Consider the following 19,482-nt stretch of genomic DNA (forward strand, 5'->3'; position numbering starts at 1 on the left):
ACTAACCCATGGAACTATTCCAGCAGATAAACCAGGAAGCCCTTATCAGGGGAGCTTTGGTGGCCGGCCTCGCCCTGGTGCTGATCGGACTCAGTCAAAGAACGATTCCGTGGATAGCGGACCGGCTCTCCGGCCGGCAGCGGCTCTATGCCCTGGCCACGGTGCCGCTGATCCGTCTTGTCATCATCCTGGTCGCCCCGTGGATGATCATCCCCATTGTCGTGGATCCAACGGCGGAAAATATCTTTGCTCTGCTGGGGGCCCTGGGTCTGGCCCTGGGGTTTGCTTTCAAAGACTATGTCGGCAGCCTCATCGCCGGAATCGTCACGCTCTATGAATTGCCCTACCGGCTCGGGGACTGGGTCTCTGTGGAAGGGGTTTACGGAGAGGTCAAATCCATCGGAATGCGATCCTTTGAGATCCTCACCCCTGACGATACGATGGTGGTGATCCCCCACCTGAAGCTCTGGGGGGAAAATATCTTCAATGCCAACGACGGCAGCCGGCACCTCCAGTGTGCTGCCAACTTTTACCTCCACCCAGAGCACGACCCCAGGCAGGTAATCCAGGCCCTGGAGGATACGGCCATGACCAGCGTCTATCTCCAGGTGTTAAAGCCGGTGACCATCATTGCATCGGAAGGGCCCTGGGCCACGGAATACAGGGTCAAGGCATATCCGGTGGACCCCGGGGATCAATTCCGGTTTACAACGGACCTGACCCTGAGGGGAAAGCAGGCCCTGATGGCGCTGGGGGTGCGTTTTCCTACTTATGGGGCGCCGGGAAACGAAAATCCAGGTCTTAAAATATAAATATCTGTATAGGGAATATATATCAGACTAAAGCAACGCAAAGGACAATAAAAACAGTGCACCACATACAGATGCTCCGACGGATCACAGGACCCTATAACCTCAATACCTATTTTCTGGTCTGCAAAAAATCCCGGAAAGCAGTCATTATTGATCCGGGCGGAAGGATTGAAGACATAGCCGATTTTATGCGGGAAAACGATATTATCCCAGATAAAATCCTGTTAACCCATGGACATGCGGATCAATTGTTTTCCATGGATGCATTCAAGGAAATAGCCAGGATACCCTATTGCCTGCACGAGGCGGATGATGATTTTTTTAAAGATCCGGAAGTAAGGGCAAAAACGAAACAATCGGTTGGCCTGCCGCCGCCCTATCCGGCAGATATCAGGATGAATGATGGCGATACCGTTGCCTTCGGTTCTTGTGAACTGGCCGTTATCCATACCCCCGGACATACGCCCGGTTCGGCCTGTCTGCTGTGCGAGGACCATCTTTTTACGGGGGATGCCATCTTTGTGGGAGAGGCTGGACGGACGGATCTGCCAGGCGGAGACCTCCCTTGCCTGATCGACTCCATCAGGGTTAAAATACTGCCGCTTGATAAAAAAACAGTGATCCTTCCGGGTCATCACCATACCGGTGATCCTTCCTGGTCGACCATAGAACAGGAAATGAGGACCAATATCTATATCACCGATTTCATTCTGGATGAATGAGGAGGAAACAGCCTCTTCCTCCTTGGAGGGTGGTATAATGGACCCCAGAATTTGAACCTGTTGCTAAGCTGCACATGAAGTGATAGAAGCCGGTTCAAATTCTGGGTCCATTATAATAATCTATTTTCAGGATTACGGATGCGCTGGTTTAGTCCCTTCATAAGTAATGATAAACAATATATCTTCAATCAACTCTTCCGTGAACAGGTCTCTTATACGTAAAACATCAGCTTGTGCATCTGCAAAAGCCAATTCCCACTCGCCGAATGGAGATTTGCCGATCATAGGCAGCCAACTGGTGCTGTTTCCCCGGCGCGTGCTAATAACGCCATCCACTGTCTGAGCACTGCCGCCAACGCTGCCCTGGGTTCCCGTCTCCATAAACAGCAATTGGTGTACCGGCACTTCAAAGGTCTCCCCGTCTTTTCGTATAAAATAGAGAAGAATATGTTGAATACGCAATCCATCCATGTTGGGAGGAAAATCCTCATGGCGCGTTTCAAAGCGAACACGCATCGGCGTATCGGTTCGATCGGGATTGTTCAGATCATACCACGCATCAGCAAACTCATAACGGAAACGAAAGGTGCGATTGGCGCTGACACTACGATCAAGCTGTTCGATAACTTGTTGCTCGTAGTCGTAGCTGTGGAGGGCTGTGAAGTCTATTGTAAACAGTACTGTCGCAATGGTGTTGTAGTCGAATACGTTATTTGCCTTCGGCATTTTCAACTCCCATTGACTGGCAAATCCCATACCCTCAAACGGATTTTGCAAACCTTGGGCGTCGGGCTGTAATTCTAGCACCTGCCCGGAAGAAGTTACCGGGCTGGTAAGCGCAAGACGTTCTGGCAGATGGCGTAAAGTAACTGTCTGGAAGGTGTCTCCACCCACAACAGTTTTTGAAATGCCCGCAGAAGTTAAAACTCCGCGGATACCATATGTCGGCGAAATAAGCGCAACCACTGAAACTGAAACCTGTTGCACAAGGCAAAGATAGTTGCCGGGGAACTGTTGATCGATCAGGCTTTGCGGTGTGCTGAAGACCATGATACCGGTTTCTCTAAATTGCTGAAATTCGAAAGGGAAATATTCGGCCAGGTCAATTGTGACAGAAAGCACTTCTTTGCGTTGTCGTGTTTCAAAAGCGTATTGATCGAGCTGATAAATGTCTTTGAGCAGGCGCGCCGAACCGGTAATGCCGAGACGGTCTGTATTATCGCTCTGGCTGGAATCATCAAGTGGGACGTTCCAGTAACCGGATTGAATGAATTTGAGCGCACCCTGCTGGCGTTCAAAGGCAATCTGCCGCTCGGCGAGGTGGGCAATAGAAGCGGCCTCCTGGAGAAAGTATCGATAGACATCTTCGAGGACACTGGCAATCCAGCGGTACATTTCCTCCGTAAAGGTTTTGCTGAGGAGAAATTGTAGAATACTGGCGGCGTGGGTTTGTTCGAGTCCGGCAATGGCCCGTTCTTGTTGGGTGATGGCGATGCCGTCCCGGGCCAGTTGTATCTGCTGATCTCCGATAAGGATGTCTTGCGCGGCTAAGCCTTGTTGGAGTTGCCATTCATTCTGACGCCGCTCAAAACTGGCAAACGCAGAACTAGTTTGAGCTTTGGCTTGGGCTTGAATGGCCTGTACATTGTAGTTCCCTTCAGCAATTGCCGAAGCTGCTACACCAGCTAATAGACCTGCTTTTACATATTGTCCTGGATGAAGATTTGCTCCAAACTTATCTGGTATTGCTTGTACTGCGGCACTAAGTGCCTGCCCAGTTGCACGAGCGATCGCAGCGGACTCCTGCGCTTCACCCGCTTCTCTATAGGCCATTAACAAATTGTTTTCATGCCTATTGGGGCCTGCATCAATCCAGCTTTGGAAGGTATCGACACGTAGTTCAGCACTGCCTTTTTGAAGATTGGCTAATCCCAACTGGCTATTGGCCTGATTGACTCTCAGATCCTGCAGTACAACGCGGGCACCTGCTATCTCGACATTCTGCTCTGCTTGCATTACGGATAGTGCTTCGCGCTCAGCGGCCTCAAGCGCTGATTGGTATCCACCTTCGATTTGCTGAGCAATCGTTACCAACTCTTTTGCGCGTGCGATTAAGGCCGCATAGCGGTAGGGCGTAGGCGGTGCGTCGACAACTCCGCTGAAAATGCTGCCGTCAGCCGATACCATGCCACTGCCGATGGTAATGGGGGCGCCGTAAGGATCAATTTGACGCAGGAAGCCTGCGATATTGCGACAGGTGCGTAGCTTGGTCAGGTTGTTTTCGGCTCGGCGACGCAAGGCGGAAATGACGGGGTTTTGCGGAATGCAAAAACTAAAGGATACCCCGGTATTGATGGCAAAGCTTCTGAATTGCTGGACAACCAAGCTTTGCAGTGGCGCAGCTTGGCGGATCTGATCTAACACGGTCAGCCGGGAAACAACCTCTGGCTCGAGGACTGCCAAGCTCAACTTGTCATCAGTCTTTTCAGCGGGGCGAGCCTGCCGTAACCACGGAATGCTGTCTTGCGACGTATCTGTAATGCTTGCAAGGGCTGAGAGCTGAGTTTGTTTACGTTGTTGGTTGGTTTTGCGGAACTGGGAACGTGGCGTACTGTTTGCCAGATATTGTGTTTCCAATGCAGCATAGACCTGGAGTTTGTCTTGTTCAACTAGGGTTGATAATAATTTAGCGGGTGGTAGCTCTGCGGCCTCAGCGCGAACCGATGACAGCCCTGAGCTTATCGCCGCACGCATGGCGTCTATGCGGGAATCCACATCGCTATTCGTGTCCCAGCCAATCGCTCTCAGATTATCGCCTGTGGTTCTCAGGCGATCAGGATCGGGAATTTCAGCGATCACGGATTCAAATTGTTGCAGGGGTAACTGACCGGCTCCATCAATCGCTACCTCCAGCTCTCTCAGAATATTTTCACAAGCAGATTCTTTTGGCTTTAGCACCTTAAAATCTAAAAACTTCAGAGCCTGGGTGTATAACTCACGAGCGCGGGCATTATCGGTCACATTGTCCCGCGCGAAGAGCGCATCCGCATAGTCGATCAAGCAGCGGATGATCAGCAATAAAATATGGCGGGTGTAGGTGTTTTTGCGAGTTCTGGCAATGACATGAGGACTAGTGGAATCATCAAGATATTCATCCACTTGCTCAAAATCAAGTGGTAACTGTTGCTCAATTTTCAGATAGTGATATATCTTTCGTCGACCGCTACTTTGTAAGTAATCATATACTTGGCGATACCAAATCAATGCCTGTTCATAGTTTCCGCTTTTTTGAAGCATATATCCGAGCGCTACAGGCACATGCAAATATGCCTCATGCAAATAGCTTTGAACTGAAGCAGGTGCATTGCGAAGCGGACGATAGATAACCTTGATATCCAAGCGTTTGCGTTGTAGTGCTTCAATCTCTCTTTCTGGCAATAGATTAAAGGAGCCGCCGCCATAAGGCGCGATTCTTCGTCTTTTCCGAATACTTAAACTGCCATCAGAGAACTTAAAAAGCCCCTGAATTGGAAAGTTGTACTCTTTTCGCTTTTCTTGAGCAGAAAAAACTATCTCGCTGTTGGCATAAAAAGTATTTTGTTGCAGTGTCAAGTCTCGACTCGAAAGTTCTCGCCTTGAAGAAAGTTGATCGCTACCTGACTGACTTTTGTAGAATTGAACTGGTTTCGATTGAGAGTCCGGTGGAGCAAAAATAGAGTACTCTTCATGCAATTTATTAATCAATAACTGCTTTACGATCTGAGCAAGGGAGAGGCCCTTGATTGATAGAATTTTCATTCTATCGTTTACAAATTTCCACCAGCCTAGCGTAGGATGAGAGTAACTAACGTTCTCTAAATTTCCAAGCCAGTCGATGAAATTTTCTACCCCGTAGAATTTCTGTTGAAATAAATAAAAGTATCGATCTGTGGGCAAGTCATCGTCAAACTCTGCCTCTTCAAGGTAGAATTTTCCGGGACTGAAGTCAGAGACATCTCTTGTAATGAGGCCAAGTAGAGAACCTGTGTAGTAAGGGTCGCCATGCCAACTTGTAAGATAAGTACTGATATCCTCTTTTGAGAAGGGATTCCACCCTTCGGGGTGAATCCCAGGAAAAACTTCTACATCGTTAGGAATAAAGAAGTCAGGTACGTAGTGGTTGAATTCATACAGACTCTCATCATCTATACTGACACCGGTATGGGAAACAAGCCAGTCATTGAAATCTTCAATATCATCAAATGAAATAGTGTCAGACTCTGGTGTCGCGAAGGTGATTTTTTGGTATTCAGTCGAGTCATCTACTGTTGCGCTGAAATTACGTTTGCGAGTGAAGCAGTAAATTGTATTTTGCTCAGTCGGAGCAGTAACACCGCCACGGGGAAGGCCAGTATTCGTTTTTCTCCATTCATAGTGATCGGTGATGTGGTTTTCTACATCTTGGACTTGGTAGTGCAAGCCATTTTTTATATACGCTAAGATAGCGTACCTGCTGTTGTCGATTTGAATAAGCGAATTAATGTCATTTATATCATCAAAGAGAGAGGGACCATATAGCGGTGCCCATTCATCATCTCGCCATGAATCTGCTCCGTGACTCAAGTATTGGATAAATGTAGAATTATTGTTAACGGTGACACTCACTAAAGTAGGGAAGCGATAGATCGAATCAATCTCATCATTCATTTGTCGTTTCTGAATAATTGTGCCGGCATTGATTCCAACCTCGTAACCCTGCGGCCAGTCAAGCTTGGTAACACTGAGCCAACGGCCTTCACTTACATCAAACTTCCTCATCAAGATGTCTGTAGTCGTGCCAGCAAATAGCAATAACAATTTTTGACCACTCGGAGTTTCGTGTGGCGCTGCCCCCAAGATAAAATCTACTTCGCCCAGTTTACCTAGAGGAATCCATGTAGAAATATTATCCGACGGATAGTCATTTGAGAGACGATAAGCCCAGTAGACCATCCCTGAGACAGAGGAACGTGCAAAGATATGCGTAAATGAGTCGTATAACGTTGAAGTCGGATCACACTTATCTGGTTTTATATAAACCGATTCAAGTTGGCATGTCGCTTGGACTTCCAAGTTACATATATCGTAAAAATATGAACTGTATTCTGTGGCCAGTTCGCAAGCTTGCTGTTCATTGATGCGGCCTGGAAGCGCTTTGTACAATTTGTTAAGCCCATGAGATTGTCTGGCTGGTGGACTCAAATGCAACAAATTCTCTGGAAACAGATAGGCCAGCAGATAAGCTTTCCAAGTGGCATAGGTACCCATCACGGGCCACTCGGTTTCATAGTCCTCGACCGCATCCAGGGCAAAACCATCGAGCAATGTGCCATCATGCTCCTGGTTATAAACACCACGAACCAGGCGTTGCAGGGTTTCGATAGCCTGGCTGACGCGGGTCGTCATGTGGCAGCCGTCCATGAACATATCCATGAGCAGGCGTTTATCGAGCCATTCTGCTTTTTCTTGCAGGCTTTCGCCAGGGGCAGCGCTATCGGATATCAACAGGTCACGCAGCTGCGTCAACATCTGAGATTCGGCGGCGCTGACGGCATTCGTCAGGGCTGTTTCCAACGCCTCGAACTGATCTTTGCGGGCTTCCAAAGTGGCGACCCAGCGGTTGAGCGTGCGGGGGGTGTGCAGCCACTCAGAGCGAACGTTGTCTGCAACCTTGTCGGGAGGCGACAAAATCTGGAAATGGTTGGGATGGAGAGATACTTGGGCCTCCTGTTCCTGGTTGCGCCATTCGGCGAACGCGCGCTGCTTTTCCACCTGCACCAAAATGGCCTCAACGCCCTCCCATATGTCTGCCGGGATCAAGGTATCTGCTTCTGCCAGGATGTGGACCTCCGTGAGAAAGCGATAGGCCGATCGTTCTATGTTGAGCTGGGCCAAACGCGGTGCAATATCCTGTCCCGCAGCTTCCTGCTCTCGCAGCGCCACCAAAGTCTCTAAAATGAGTCCTGTCTTGCTGGCGGTGAGCATCCCGCCCAATGCGTCCAAGGGGGTAGCCGCGCCTTGGCGGACAGTGTGTAAATCATTGATCCGTTCGTCCACGAACGACCGTCGTCGCTCCCATAACTCAAAGGCATCCAGGGAAGTTTCAACAGCAAGGCGACCAATCCCTGCTGTAAAACTGTTATCAGCATTCTGTTCTTCTTCGCTGGCTTGAATATCCTTGACCACACGGAGCGTCAGTACCCATGCTTGGGGGATTTGGTCGGGGTCAATGATGGGAGGCAGGTTGCGATGATCTAAAGCAGCCAGCCATGCGGCCTGTTCTCTTTCTCCGGCGAGCCAGGGATTGATTGCCGGAGGTTCGACAGAGGGCCAAAAGAGCTTCGGGCCGAATACAATTCCACCGTCATTTTCCTGTTCTACCCAGACAGCAAATTGCTGATGACGATGGGCACGGGAAAGAATATCAAAGACTGAATTCCAGACCGCTTGAATTTCATCCGCGGTGTCTCCCAATGGTGTGTCATTGGCAAGCGTCGAGCGCGTTGCCATCAGATGAGAGAAACCCGCCGGGGTGAGGTGGAGCGCGTCCACCGCTTCAGGGGCGTCCGCCACGGCACTCTCATCACCCTCACCTTGCAGCGCATTGAACCATGCCTGGAGTTGGTCAATGGACTGGGAAAGTTCACTTTCCAGTAGGGCCTCTAACCCAGCCAAATCGGTTGATGTCGATTCCACCATCCCCTGCCGGTGATTAGCCAACAGGGTTTGACGCTCTGTCAGTAAGGAAAAGGCCGGGTTGGTGTCAAGGGGCTTACGCAGATAGGTTTCGTCGATCAGAGCGGGATCGATATAGGGAAGTCTATTGGTGCTGCTGTAGTCATCGGCTGCCCAGTCTTGAATTTGCCACTGGCTTTCTAATTTTTCTCGCTGCCAAGAGATTAGCCTTGGACGCGATCGCGTCGCAAAGCGATCTTGTTTCCGAGTATTTTCATAGCCAAATGTTGCTTCCAGGAGTTCCTCTGTGGGATTGATATCGGGGTCATCCACATTAAAAAACAATTCCGGCACGACAGATTCATCAACGCCAAGAATGTTGGCAACGGCAGTGCGCTGGTCAGCTACCTGCTCAGCCGTTAACCCTTTTCCTTCAATGGGGAGAGTGGCCCGGCGAAGCTGCCCAAAGCTGACACCCAGGTTAGCCACAATCATTTTGTAAAGTTGGTTGCGTCGTCGGCGATAAGCAATGCAGAACGGTGTCGGCATCTGCAAATCGGTCTCGTTCAGCCTGTCGATATAACGCCACAGGCTTTCGACAACCAGGCGAACCTGGCGGACCTCCCGGGTGACGGCGTCACAGTGGGTGGGGAGCCCAGCAAAAGGCTGGTGAAATTCGTTTACAAAGTCAGCGAACGCGACGGTTGCGCCCTGATATTTAATGTGGGTCAGCATCCAATCAAGCAGGTAGGCCAGGTAGGCAGCGGGACTGACGGCGGAGGTGCAATCCTCACAGCCGCAGTTGTTGGTCTGGGCCTCGATGATCTCGCTGACGCCGCCGGGTATGTCTGACGGTTCGTCATCGTCGCCAGGTGAAGTCACCACTTCCAGCCAGTTACCGGCAATTTGGTGATGCATGACTTTCACCAGATCCTGGTTGGCTTTATAAAAAGTATAGGCTGCTGCGTCACCGCCTAACCCCTCGCTATAGCGGCTCACGAATTCGGCTCGTCCGATCTTGGCAACGGCCTGCGGACTGGCCAGACCATTATCAAGCACATAACGCTGCTGATCTTCGGTCAGATCGGGATTAAGAACCGCAATCTTGGCGTGATCCCTAACCCTAACCAGTTCATCATCTTCTTCATCAATCAGTTCAGGGTGGTCTAATAGCCCGGCAACGGAGGTAATCCCAAGATCATTGAGGCGGGCGGCCAGAACGGGGTCAACAATCTCGTCAATGGATCGTTGCTCTTCGGCCGTTGGCTCAATGGTGACGGAGATCTGTACGACTTCCGTCTGATCCGCTACCGCCGCAACCTCTACCCTAGCCAAGACTTGATCTTCATCCCGCAAGGTAAGTTGCAGGCGGCGGGCAGACGCCGCCGGAGCATCGCCCGGCAGAACAAAATTGAGTACAAGCACTCCTTGGCCATCGGCATCCATGCGCTCGCTATTTTGATCGTCCGGCTCGGTATCAAGATCAATCACGTCAGCCTGGATATTGGCCAGGGGCCGGTTGTTTTCACTGTTTATCAATTGAATGACAAAACGATGGTTGATCAAACGGCCCTGCTCAAGGCGAGCGGAACGAATAGCGTCAAGAATTTCGGGGATCTGAGCTGAGATATCGGGAATAATGTTCTCGCGAATAGCTGTTTCCAGCGCTCGTTGCAGGCGGGCAACCGAGGTATCAAGCAAGGCGTCTAAATCGGTGGGGAGAGTCTGCCGAAACCAGCCGTAGAATGCGGCCAGGGGAATGGCGGTGATGTCCTCAAACTGTGCCGCCGTTCGCAGAAAGCCCAGACGCGCCTCCACCGTTACGCGTTCAACACGACTATCAGGCTGGCTCACGACCTCTTGCACCAGGAACACCAAGTCCTCATCAGTGAAGTCCCGGTAGGCAACATTTTCCCGCAAAGGATCAAGACGCTCTTGAAGGTCTTCCAGCTCAGATAACGCGCGCTCCGTTGGTGTCGAGTCTTCTATCACCCCCAGCGCAAGATCAATACGCTGCTCCTGGCCGGCATTAAAGAACGTGGCGGACTCCGCCCCAAAGCGCCCATCTTCGGTATGAGCACGTACCACAATATCAGCCGTGTATCCTTCGCTGCGCTGGTACTGTGCTTCGAGATACTCAATGCGGTACCTCCCGAATGCGGTTGAACCCGGTTGACCAAATGGTCCCGCAACACGGTCCTCACCGAGCAGTTCCTCGCTGCGGAGATCTCTGTCGTAAGCCTGCACAACGATGTTGCTTTCAATCGGTGTAACGATGGAAGAGTCGAATGTAAGAGTGCCGAACACAACACGCGGGCGGAGTCTTTCGAGATCAGCCAAAATGGTATCGATTTGATCGGTGATATCGGGAATGATATTGCGGCCGATGGACCTGAGCAGGAGATCTCTCAATGCACTGGGTTCCTGAGCCAACAGGCCTGCCAATGTATGTGGATTGCCCAACCGTCGGAACCACCCATAACCGGCTTCGACAGGCAGGTCGGTGTCGCGGCTGAGGATCGCCGCCTCGTTCCAGGCAAAGATTCGGGAGCGTTGCGCCTCAGCATCACGGGCAAGAAAGACGATCTGATCGGAGGTAAGCTCTGCTGGGGCGACGCCTTCCATTAGCGGCTTCAGGCTTGCCACCAGGCGCTCATATTCTGATGCTGGATTTTCAACCGGGTGTAACTCTATCCGGATATTGGAGACCTCATCCGGCGCGTTGAAAAGGATCTGCGTTTCTCCAGCCAGCAAGCCATCCAACGTACTGGCCTGCACTTGGATATTTGCCCCCTCTTCAGACTGATACCGTCGGCTGGAATAGCGAATTTGGAAGGTCTGACTTGTATTTCTAAACGGCGCTTGGAGAGTGACTTCTCCCAAAAGCTGTTTATTGAATAGCTCAATGTCGCAGGCCCGCAAAATAACATCTGTTTCAGGTGCGGCGTTAGCGTCGGATATAAAAACGGTTCCGGTTATTGATGGCATGGTCTTATCCTTTAGTGTTTCAGCCTATAGTGCCGGTCATATGACTCGATACTGTTTTTATACATTAACACATTGTTTTTACTGCATTAAAAACTCAATTTCGGTATCAAGTCATGTGACCGGCACTATAATGGTAAATCTTGCAATTGATCGACACATAATTTCGACGAATCTGGTTTTCATGCTCTGAGTGGAATCAGGGCAAAGAACTCAACCGATTACCTCTAATTGACAGACGGCGCAATAATGGCTGTCGGACCCGTATATGATCTCGAAAACAGTACCCTGCCATCGCTCTGAATTCCGATAGACCCAAAGTATGGTCGATCTATAGGTTCTGCGGGTATTGGCACTTTTAGATGTCTCCTTCGAGAAGTTCTTCCTTCCGTTGGATGTTCAAACCTGATATGAAAATGACGTTTGTGCCCTTTGTCCGAACTTGAAAGCTTGCTTCTCCTTGGCTCTCCTGGCGCAGTTGTCTTGACATCAAGATCCTCAAACCAAATTTTTTCTACGGGAAGTGTTGAGTGTGTATGAAACAAAGTTATTAGTTTTTGTGTTAAATCCTTTGAATATTTATCTTCATCATATATGGTAAATCTTTTATTGGAATCCTTAGGGTCTTTTGGCACTATCTTAATGTCAACATCAATCCCTCGCTGATGAGACGAATGTGGGTCAAGTTCTCCACCCCCCTTCTTGCTGATATCTAAAATTTTAACTTTATGTCCTAGATGTCTTCTTTCAAATTCAGTGACAACATTTCCTATTGCGTCGATTGTGTCATTGAGTCCATACTGCTTTCCTTTTCTTGCTTTACTGTTCGGCGATTTTGTCCACTCAGACCATCCTGAACTAGTAACGGTATGGTCTTCTATATCAAATCGTTCTTCTACTGGTGGGCTTTCCGAAAAATATTGTTCTTTGGTTTCTTCTGATATCTTTGCCTGAGTCGGATCAGTATTATCAATATTTGGTGACTTATCTTGTTTTGGGGAAGAGGAAAAATAACCATTTTCATCAACCAAATTAGTCGGCGAGCCATGGATATATTGATAGGTATTGACACCATCAACTAAGCCGAATGGGTCGCTAGATATCCATCTGCATACCGACACGGCATAATACCTCGCCCCGTGATAGTTCAACCCACTCTCCTCATCCCTTTCCTTTCCAGTAAACCGATACCGCTTCCTCTCAAAACTTCCAAAACTTGTCTCCCCATAAGGCGTATATTCTTCCCGATTAAGCAGCGCCCCCATTTCATTGACAACAATATTGCTACTCCCCAAATGGTCACTTAGCTGATACTGAACCGCAGGCGATGAATCATCCGCAAATGGTGTCCCCAGCCGTACCAACACAATCCGCGACTGGTCATCCATCACATGCAGCGTATTATTCTCTAATTCCTGCCCAACCCTGATCCAGCGGTGATGCTCAAACACGCCATCCACATACACGGTCACATTCACCTCACCGTTCTGACGCCGCACCCACTTCATTACCCGCTGCCCCGCCGCATCATAGACATAGTGGGCATGGATCGATGGTTCGGCCTGATTCACCTGATTGCGAAAGGCTTTCATCTGTTCGGTAGCGTTCCACTCAAAATGTCGTGTTAGCCCCTCCCGGGTCATATTGCCGTTCGCGTCATACTCGTAGAGAATGTCTGTCTGCCCCACTGACACCATCGATAGCCGATTGTTTCGTGCCGCTTCTGCCCCGTCTTCATCCCCATCACTTACCAGCTCAAACACTCTGTTCCAAACCTGCGCTGAACCGTCTGGCCGTATATGTTCATGGCGTAGGTTCTCCATATTCCCCATGGGGTCATATGCATACACCTCCTCATAGGGCCGGGTGCGGGTCAGGTCTGTGCAACGTGGCGCATCGCCCCACAGTGGCAAGCCGGGTGGCTGATTGCACTCTCTCCCGGTGGCGGTCAGCAGGCGATAGATGGCATCGTAGGTAAATTCACGGTCCAGCGCGTCGCGCCCTAACGGTGTGTCCAGAATGCCGCTGCCGGGTGTGCGGTCGTGAATGGTGGTGATGTTGCCGATCAGGTCATACTGGTAGCTGAAATCTTGCAGCGGTACGCCACGGGGTTGGAACACCTCACCGACCCGATCATAACGCTCACTGCGCAGTCGCACCAGCCGAAAGGTTTGCGGATCGTAGGCGTAGCGGGTCATCACGTCGTTGCCATAAGCGATCAATGACCGCTGCCCCTTGGCGTTGTACGCGATGTGGTCGACAAAGGTTTCGTCATTCAACGCGATCCGTTCCAATGCCCCGGCCCGGTTGTATTCCGGCCGCAGCACTGACCGATTGCCGTTGACATCCCGCGGGTAGTGCATCTGCACGGTACGGTTGAGTCCGTCATAGCGCATATCACTGGTGTAAACCTGTGGCGCCAGCAGGGTTTCGGCAACGGCTTCCAGTGCAGCAAGGGTACCGGATGAACCCCAGTCGACCCGAAAAGCATCAACCTGCCAGTTATTCTGGGCCGCCTGGGTAAAGACACCCTGAAAAGCAGTATCCCCAATCACACGGCGGGATTTACTGAGCAGATTACCTTTGAAATCAAAACGGTGAAAAATCAACTGGCCCGCTTCATCGTAGTGGTGGATGAGTTGCCCCAGCAGGTTATCGGACCGAGCTGCATCCCTGGCAAGCTCATCACCATAAACCAACCGTTGACGCAGGCCCATAGGCTCGTTGTGTCCATCACGGCTCCAACCATGGGTTGGACGATTCAGCGCATCATAAACCTGTAAAATCAATGCACCCTTACTGTCCCGCCGCTCAATCTCCCGACCGACGGCATCAATTACGATCCGGCGCAGGCCCGCATCAATGCTGTCGGTTCGCCACGGGTTATTGGCCAGGTCGTAGGCATAACGAAAGGCCACCCGATTCAAGGCATCGGTTACCGAGAGCACATTGCCGCGAATGTCATAGCTTGTGCGGGTGGTGTACCAGTCGGTATCGGGGTCAGTCCCGTTTCGTTCGATGGCGACGATGGTGCGCCCCAAGGCATCAACAACCATGCTGGCCGGTGTATTCCAGTGCGTTTGATAGGCGGCCGCTTCATCTTCATGGGTGCGGCCGGCGTTGTCGTTGGCATCGTAGGTGCAGGCCTCCCACGGGGTCGCCCGGTAGGTGTCGGGATTGTCAAGTTGGTCCGGCACCCCGTAGATCACCCGTTGCTCCGATCCATCCGGATTGAGGGTGCGCACCACCTGGCCGCGGGGGTCGTAGAACATGGTGGCCCGCTGTCCCAACTCAGCTTCCACCGGAGGGACAAAGTCCCAGCCGGCCGCGTAAAAGGGCTCGTATTTTTCGACAACCCGCCCCTTGTTGTCGTACACCTGCCAGCCACTGACAATAACACGCGTTTGGCCCGTGAGCGTTTGCCCGGCGGCATTCCCAACCGGTGTTGTTTGATCGGCGGGCAGCCCCACATCCCCCCCAAATGGCGGGGTTCCAAACACCAAATTTTCGGCCTGTGTGCGGGTTTGCAGCAGGCGGCCAAAGCCGTCGGAATATTCCCGCGACTCAATGGTGTTGTCTCGCTGCGCTAAGGGGATGGTGGTATCGGTTATATGGTATTCCCGCTGAATGGTATGCACCGAGATCGGCTGTCCACTATTTTCAAAGGCAAGAAAATCATAGACCAGTCGTGTACCCGGTACGTCCAGGGTATCCCCCGCGTCCTCATCCATTTTACCCATTACCGCTATGCTTTCCAGCAATCCCAACGGGGTGAACTGAAATACCTGTCGGTTGCCGTTGGGATCGGTTATGAGTGACGGTTGCATTACCTGATAGTCGTAGACTGCCTCTGCTGTAAGACCGATTGGGTCTGTCACGCCGATGGGGAAGAGCCCAAAATCATCATACGTGATGGTGGTGTCCCGGCCCAGTGGATCTCGGGTGGTCCGCAGCAGTCCGCGACCAATCGGTTCAATTTGAAAGTCATACTGCTGACGGGTTGTGGTCACAAAGTAACCCCGCGCATGGGCACCGTCTCCCTCAAAGAAGCTGTAACCAGCCAATGCCGGGGTGCCCTCCCGAAATGGTTGTGGATATTCCTCGCTCCAGTTGGGTGGGGCATTTGGCGAAAAGTAAGGTGATCGCTCTGGTGGATCAAGCACCGCGTCTCCACTGCGATAGACCTCCGCTAAAATCTCTTCCGTTAAGACCAACGCTTCGCTGCGCACTAAAGCCCCAAAGTTGCCAAGCGCACCGAGGGGCAAGCCATCGAAGGCCTCTCCATCGTAGTAGCTTAAGGTTTGGTCGAGCAGATTCAGGCTGGCTTCGCCTGTTTGAATACTTGCCCAAAGCTCAAATAGAGAGAGGCTTCCGTCATTGAAGACCTCGTAAGACTCCGTCCGGGCCGGTCGATCGACCATATAATGGTCTTGGTCGTCACGTTGGGCAAAGGTGGAGGTGGCCAAAGTCGCCAGATAGGGTTCCTCGAAATCGGCAGCAAGACGAAAATCGCGGCCCCTGGGTACAGCCATGGCGGCTTGGGTACGCGGCTGACCGTAGGCATCGTAATCAGTGGTAAAACTGATCTGAGTCATCGGCTCGTTCCCCCGCTCCCACTGAGTGGTGCGCTGGGCAATACCAAAGGGGAAAAAGATTCGTAACCGCTCGTCATCGGTATTGGATGGCGATTCTTCCCGTACCCCTTGCACCGACTCCGTCACCGTGTAGGGGCGGTCTTCTCTGAATGTGCCATCTTGCGCATAAAGTTCGCTACGTAATAGCTGACCGCGTAGGGTTCGCAATGCATCGCGCCTGGCTCGCCGGGGAAGAGCGTTTAAAAGGTCGGTGACGTCAGGCGGTCGCTGCAGCACTTGTGGGTCTTCAGCCCAATACTCATCACTGTAATCGACTTCCTCCCACTCGCCAAACTCATCCCCGATGGGTCCTTGATGAAACCAGGATTTGGTCAACATCGGGGGGGAAAAATATTGCTCATGGTCCTCCCCGGCTACCGGTAGGAAATCAATTGCTTCACCATGCAGGCCGACGTTGTTGTAATCCTCAAACCGTTCGGTGTCACGCTGTTCTACCCGGCCGAATCCGCGGAACTCACGCTCGGCGCCATCCCAATAACCGTGGTGATACATGTACTCGGTTGTCAGTTTGCCATGGGAAATCCGGTCAATGACTTCCACTTGTGAGACCACTTGAACGGGGAACGGCAGCGGCGTTTTCCAGCGGGTCCCAGGCACCAACTCATCATCTAAATAAAAACGGATTGAGGATTCATAACCGACCCGGGTCAGCGCCCCCATGTGATTGTCCATTTCCGTCAGCAGATAGGGTTTGACGCCACCCGTAAAGTCCAGGAAGTGCATGGCGTGTTGATCAATACGGCCAACATCCGTGCTCCACAAAACGCCGCTGATGCCTGTGCCGAGCAGGTCGACCAGCCTGACGGCATCCAAATCAGTCAGGGGTGGTGTACCGTCGATCTCAATGGCTTCACTCCAGCCGTTCCCTCCTTGATTGATCCACAGCATCACTTTGCAGTGATCGACAAAAACGATATCCGCCAAGCCGTCTCCGTCAATGTCACCGATAAGAATCCTGCGTGGGTCGTAGCCGTATGGATAGCGGGGGCTGTTGCGCATCGAGACCCGCCTGCCCCAGTTGCCATAGCCAAGGTTGGGCCAATAGTCGATATTGCCGTCGTGGACGAGGATAATGTCCTGCAGCCCATCCCCGGTCATATCGCCCCATTTGATACGAGGGTCTGAAAAGTTGACGTTGGGAAACGCCTCTAAATTCCGTCTCGGCACCTGGCGGGTTTCATGCCATCCCTTGTGAGGATCGTTGAAATAGCACTCGAACCGGCTGCTCGAAAGGACTGCATCGGTGACGCCGTCACCGGTCAGGTCGACCAGTTGAACCTCTGGTGTTTCAAGGTTAATACTGGGAGCAAATTCATATCGCTGGAACGCCTTCCTATCCCACTGCCCACCGAAGCGCATCGGATAGTATCCGGAGAGCCGCTCATCGGTGACCAGCAGGTCGATGCAGCCGTTGCCGTTGGCATCGATCAACTGCACCCCGGAATCGGCCAGAGTCAAGCCGGCTGGTGCATCACGCATCTCCCGTGGCAGGTCGAATTCACCGTTACCAAGATTGCGCCAATAGCGCACCGTGCCATTCATTTGCAAAATATCGGGTAGTCCATTGCCGAACAGGTCTGCGAGTTCTATGTCGGGACTGGCCAAAGAGCGGGTGGGTAAATCACGCCCCGTAACGGGGAAAAAGGTTCGGCCGGCAGGGTCAAAGCCACTGTAGTCAAATGTTAATGCGGGGAGGCGCTCTTCGTCGTCGTGACCGACCACGCGCACCTGGCTGAGCAGCGAAAAGCCGTTGAGGGGTAAACGCAGTCCCAGATCTTCCAGGTCTTGCCGCTGATCGAGGTAGATCAACTGGTAGGTTCGCACCAGACGGGTTTCATTGGTGTGAGTTTGAATGACAATCCGCCGGCAGCGCCGACGCGTTCTGATTTCAAAGCCCGATCGGTAGCCGGAAAACGGGTCCGGTCGGTCTTCATATTCAAAATTTACCGAAACAAGAAATTCAGGATTGTCTCTATCCCCATGGTCAGCGTATTGAATACGCCTCAGGTAGAGTTGATCCCAACGATGCGGGCCTTCTTCCCCTTGGTCACGTTCATACTCATAGGTGATGCAATTGCCAAACGTATCCTCCGTGCGGGACAGATGCCAGGCAAAGCAGTTGTCCCGCCTCAAAGGGTCAGGGTTGGCCACCACAGCCGAATCTTCGTTGCCGGTCTCGGGCGTGCCATAATAGCTAATCAGCCCGTCTTTGCTCCACACCTGCCAAAAATTTTGCGCTGCGCTGTGATGGTGTTCGATACGGGCAAAAAGCCCTTCCGTACGGGGCCGGTATCGGGTAAGTTCCGTCTGGTGCTCCACCGGTACGAGATCCTCCGCGCCTGAGAGCACAAAGGTATCCTGCGCGTCGTCATAACGGGGAACGCCTTTGGATGTCTTGCGCGTCACACCTGGGATGCTGAGATTCCAGCCCAGACCAAAGACTCCGTTTCCATTGCCCGTGCTGTATACCAAACTCAGCGCCGGTTGAAAGCCGTTACGGCCAGGCGGAAGGGCTATGGGAACAGTAAAGTTGCCTGTGCCTGTGAAAAGATCCGGTGAAAAAGTCTCGCCGATTCCTTGCAGCGCACCACCACCCTGGGGTGTTGAAATGACTTGCTCTGAAGTTCCCGATTTGTTGCTCAAACCAATAGCTCCATTCGTGTTCGCATAAAGTTGTAATATTGGCCTATTGAAACCAACATGACCGTCGCGTGCCCCATTTTCCCTAAGAGTCCAGTTTAAAAATTAAGGGATTGGGGCTATTCTCATGTGATTACAGCCGATTCATTTATTTTTAGGATGGGATAGCTGCACAGAATTGAGATTATTTCGCTGGTTTTCTTACCATCCTATTAAATTACCTATTCCGTAACAACCGGTCGATTCTCTTCAAGGCATGGGACTCAGGATTAAGTATAATCACAGTAACATAGGCTCATGTTGCGTTTCAAGGTCTTATTTGACCAAAAATTCGACAAGCGAATGAAGCAATGCCTTTCCTCGCTTGCCGGCGTTATGAACGAACTCAAAAAAACCAAGAGGATAAGAAATGGGAAACGCAAATCTATCAGATCATATTTGGTGGAAAATTCTGGCTTTTTTAAAACCCAAAGACGATCTATGAACTATTGTACGAGCGCATGCTTGTACGGCGGGAGCTCCGCAAAGACACCTCAGTGAACAAGGGGATCAAGCATTGGGACGCTCGAAAGGCGGCTTTACAACAAAAATTCATGTAATGGTCGATGCTCTCGGAAATCCGTTGGACTTTATCCTTACCGATGGACAAGCGGCGGATGTGACTCAGGCTATACTTTGTTTGAAGGTGTACAGTCCACATATGCACTGATGGATAAGGCCTATGATGCCGACAAACTGATCGAACAACTGAAACGACAAAATATTATCTCCGTTATTCCGCCCCAATCCAACCGAAAGGAACTTTGTGAATATGACGAGTCTATCTATAAAGAACGCAACCTAATTGAATGCTTTATCGGTAAACTCAAACAATTCCGTCGAATCTTTTCTCGGTTTGAAAAATGGGCAAAAAATTACATGCATATTTTGCGGTTTGCCGCTACTTTGATATGGCTACGCTAAATGTCAACAGAA

Annotated in this window: 5 protein-coding genes; 3 read left to right on the forward strand and 2 right to left on the reverse strand. The window is 51.2% G+C overall.

Annotation, left to right across the window (positions count from 1 at the left end):
* Positions 1–8: 8 nt before the first annotated feature.
* Both EYB58_RS07120 and EYB58_RS07125 read left to right on the forward strand, forming a co-directional pair.
* A complete protein-coding gene (locus tag EYB58_RS07120; RefSeq protein WP_111953710.1) occupies positions 9–812 on the forward strand; it encodes a mechanosensitive ion channel domain-containing protein in 804 nt (267 codons plus the stop codon).
* 56 nt (positions 813–868) lie between these two features.
* Complete coding sequence (locus EYB58_RS07125; RefSeq protein ID WP_242637587.1) at positions 869–1,534, forward strand: MBL fold metallo-hydrolase; 666 nt, start codon at positions 869–871, stop codon at positions 1,532–1,534.
* 132 nt (positions 1,535–1,666) lie between these two features.
* Here EYB58_RS07125 and EYB58_RS07130 read toward each other — a convergent pair whose 3' ends face one another.
* Both EYB58_RS07130 and EYB58_RS07135 read right to left on the reverse strand, forming a co-directional pair.
* A complete protein-coding gene (locus EYB58_RS07130) occupies positions 1,667–11,215 on the reverse strand; it encodes a Tc toxin subunit A-related protein (protein ID WP_111953706.1) in 9,549 nt (3,182 codons plus the stop codon).
* Positions 11,216–11,439: 224 nt separating this feature from the next.
* Entirely contained in the window at positions 11,440–18,510 is a 7,071-nt protein-coding gene (locus EYB58_RS07135) for a penicillin-insensitive murein endopeptidase (RefSeq protein ID WP_111953704.1), read from the reverse strand.
* A 672-nt stretch (positions 18,511–19,182) separates the two neighbouring features.
* On the opposite strand from EYB58_RS07135, the gene EYB58_RS07145 reads away from it, so the two are divergent.
* Positions 19,183–19,470: a transposase gene (locus EYB58_RS07145; RefSeq protein WP_131072022.1), complete on the forward strand. Its 288-nt coding sequence runs from the start codon at positions 19,183–19,185 to the stop codon at positions 19,468–19,470.
* Positions 19,471–19,482 lie beyond the last annotated feature (12 nt).

The organism is Desulfobacter hydrogenophilus (assembly GCF_004319545.1).
Lineage (GTDB): Bacteria > Desulfobacterota > Desulfobacteria > Desulfobacterales > Desulfobacteraceae > Desulfobacter > Desulfobacter hydrogenophilus.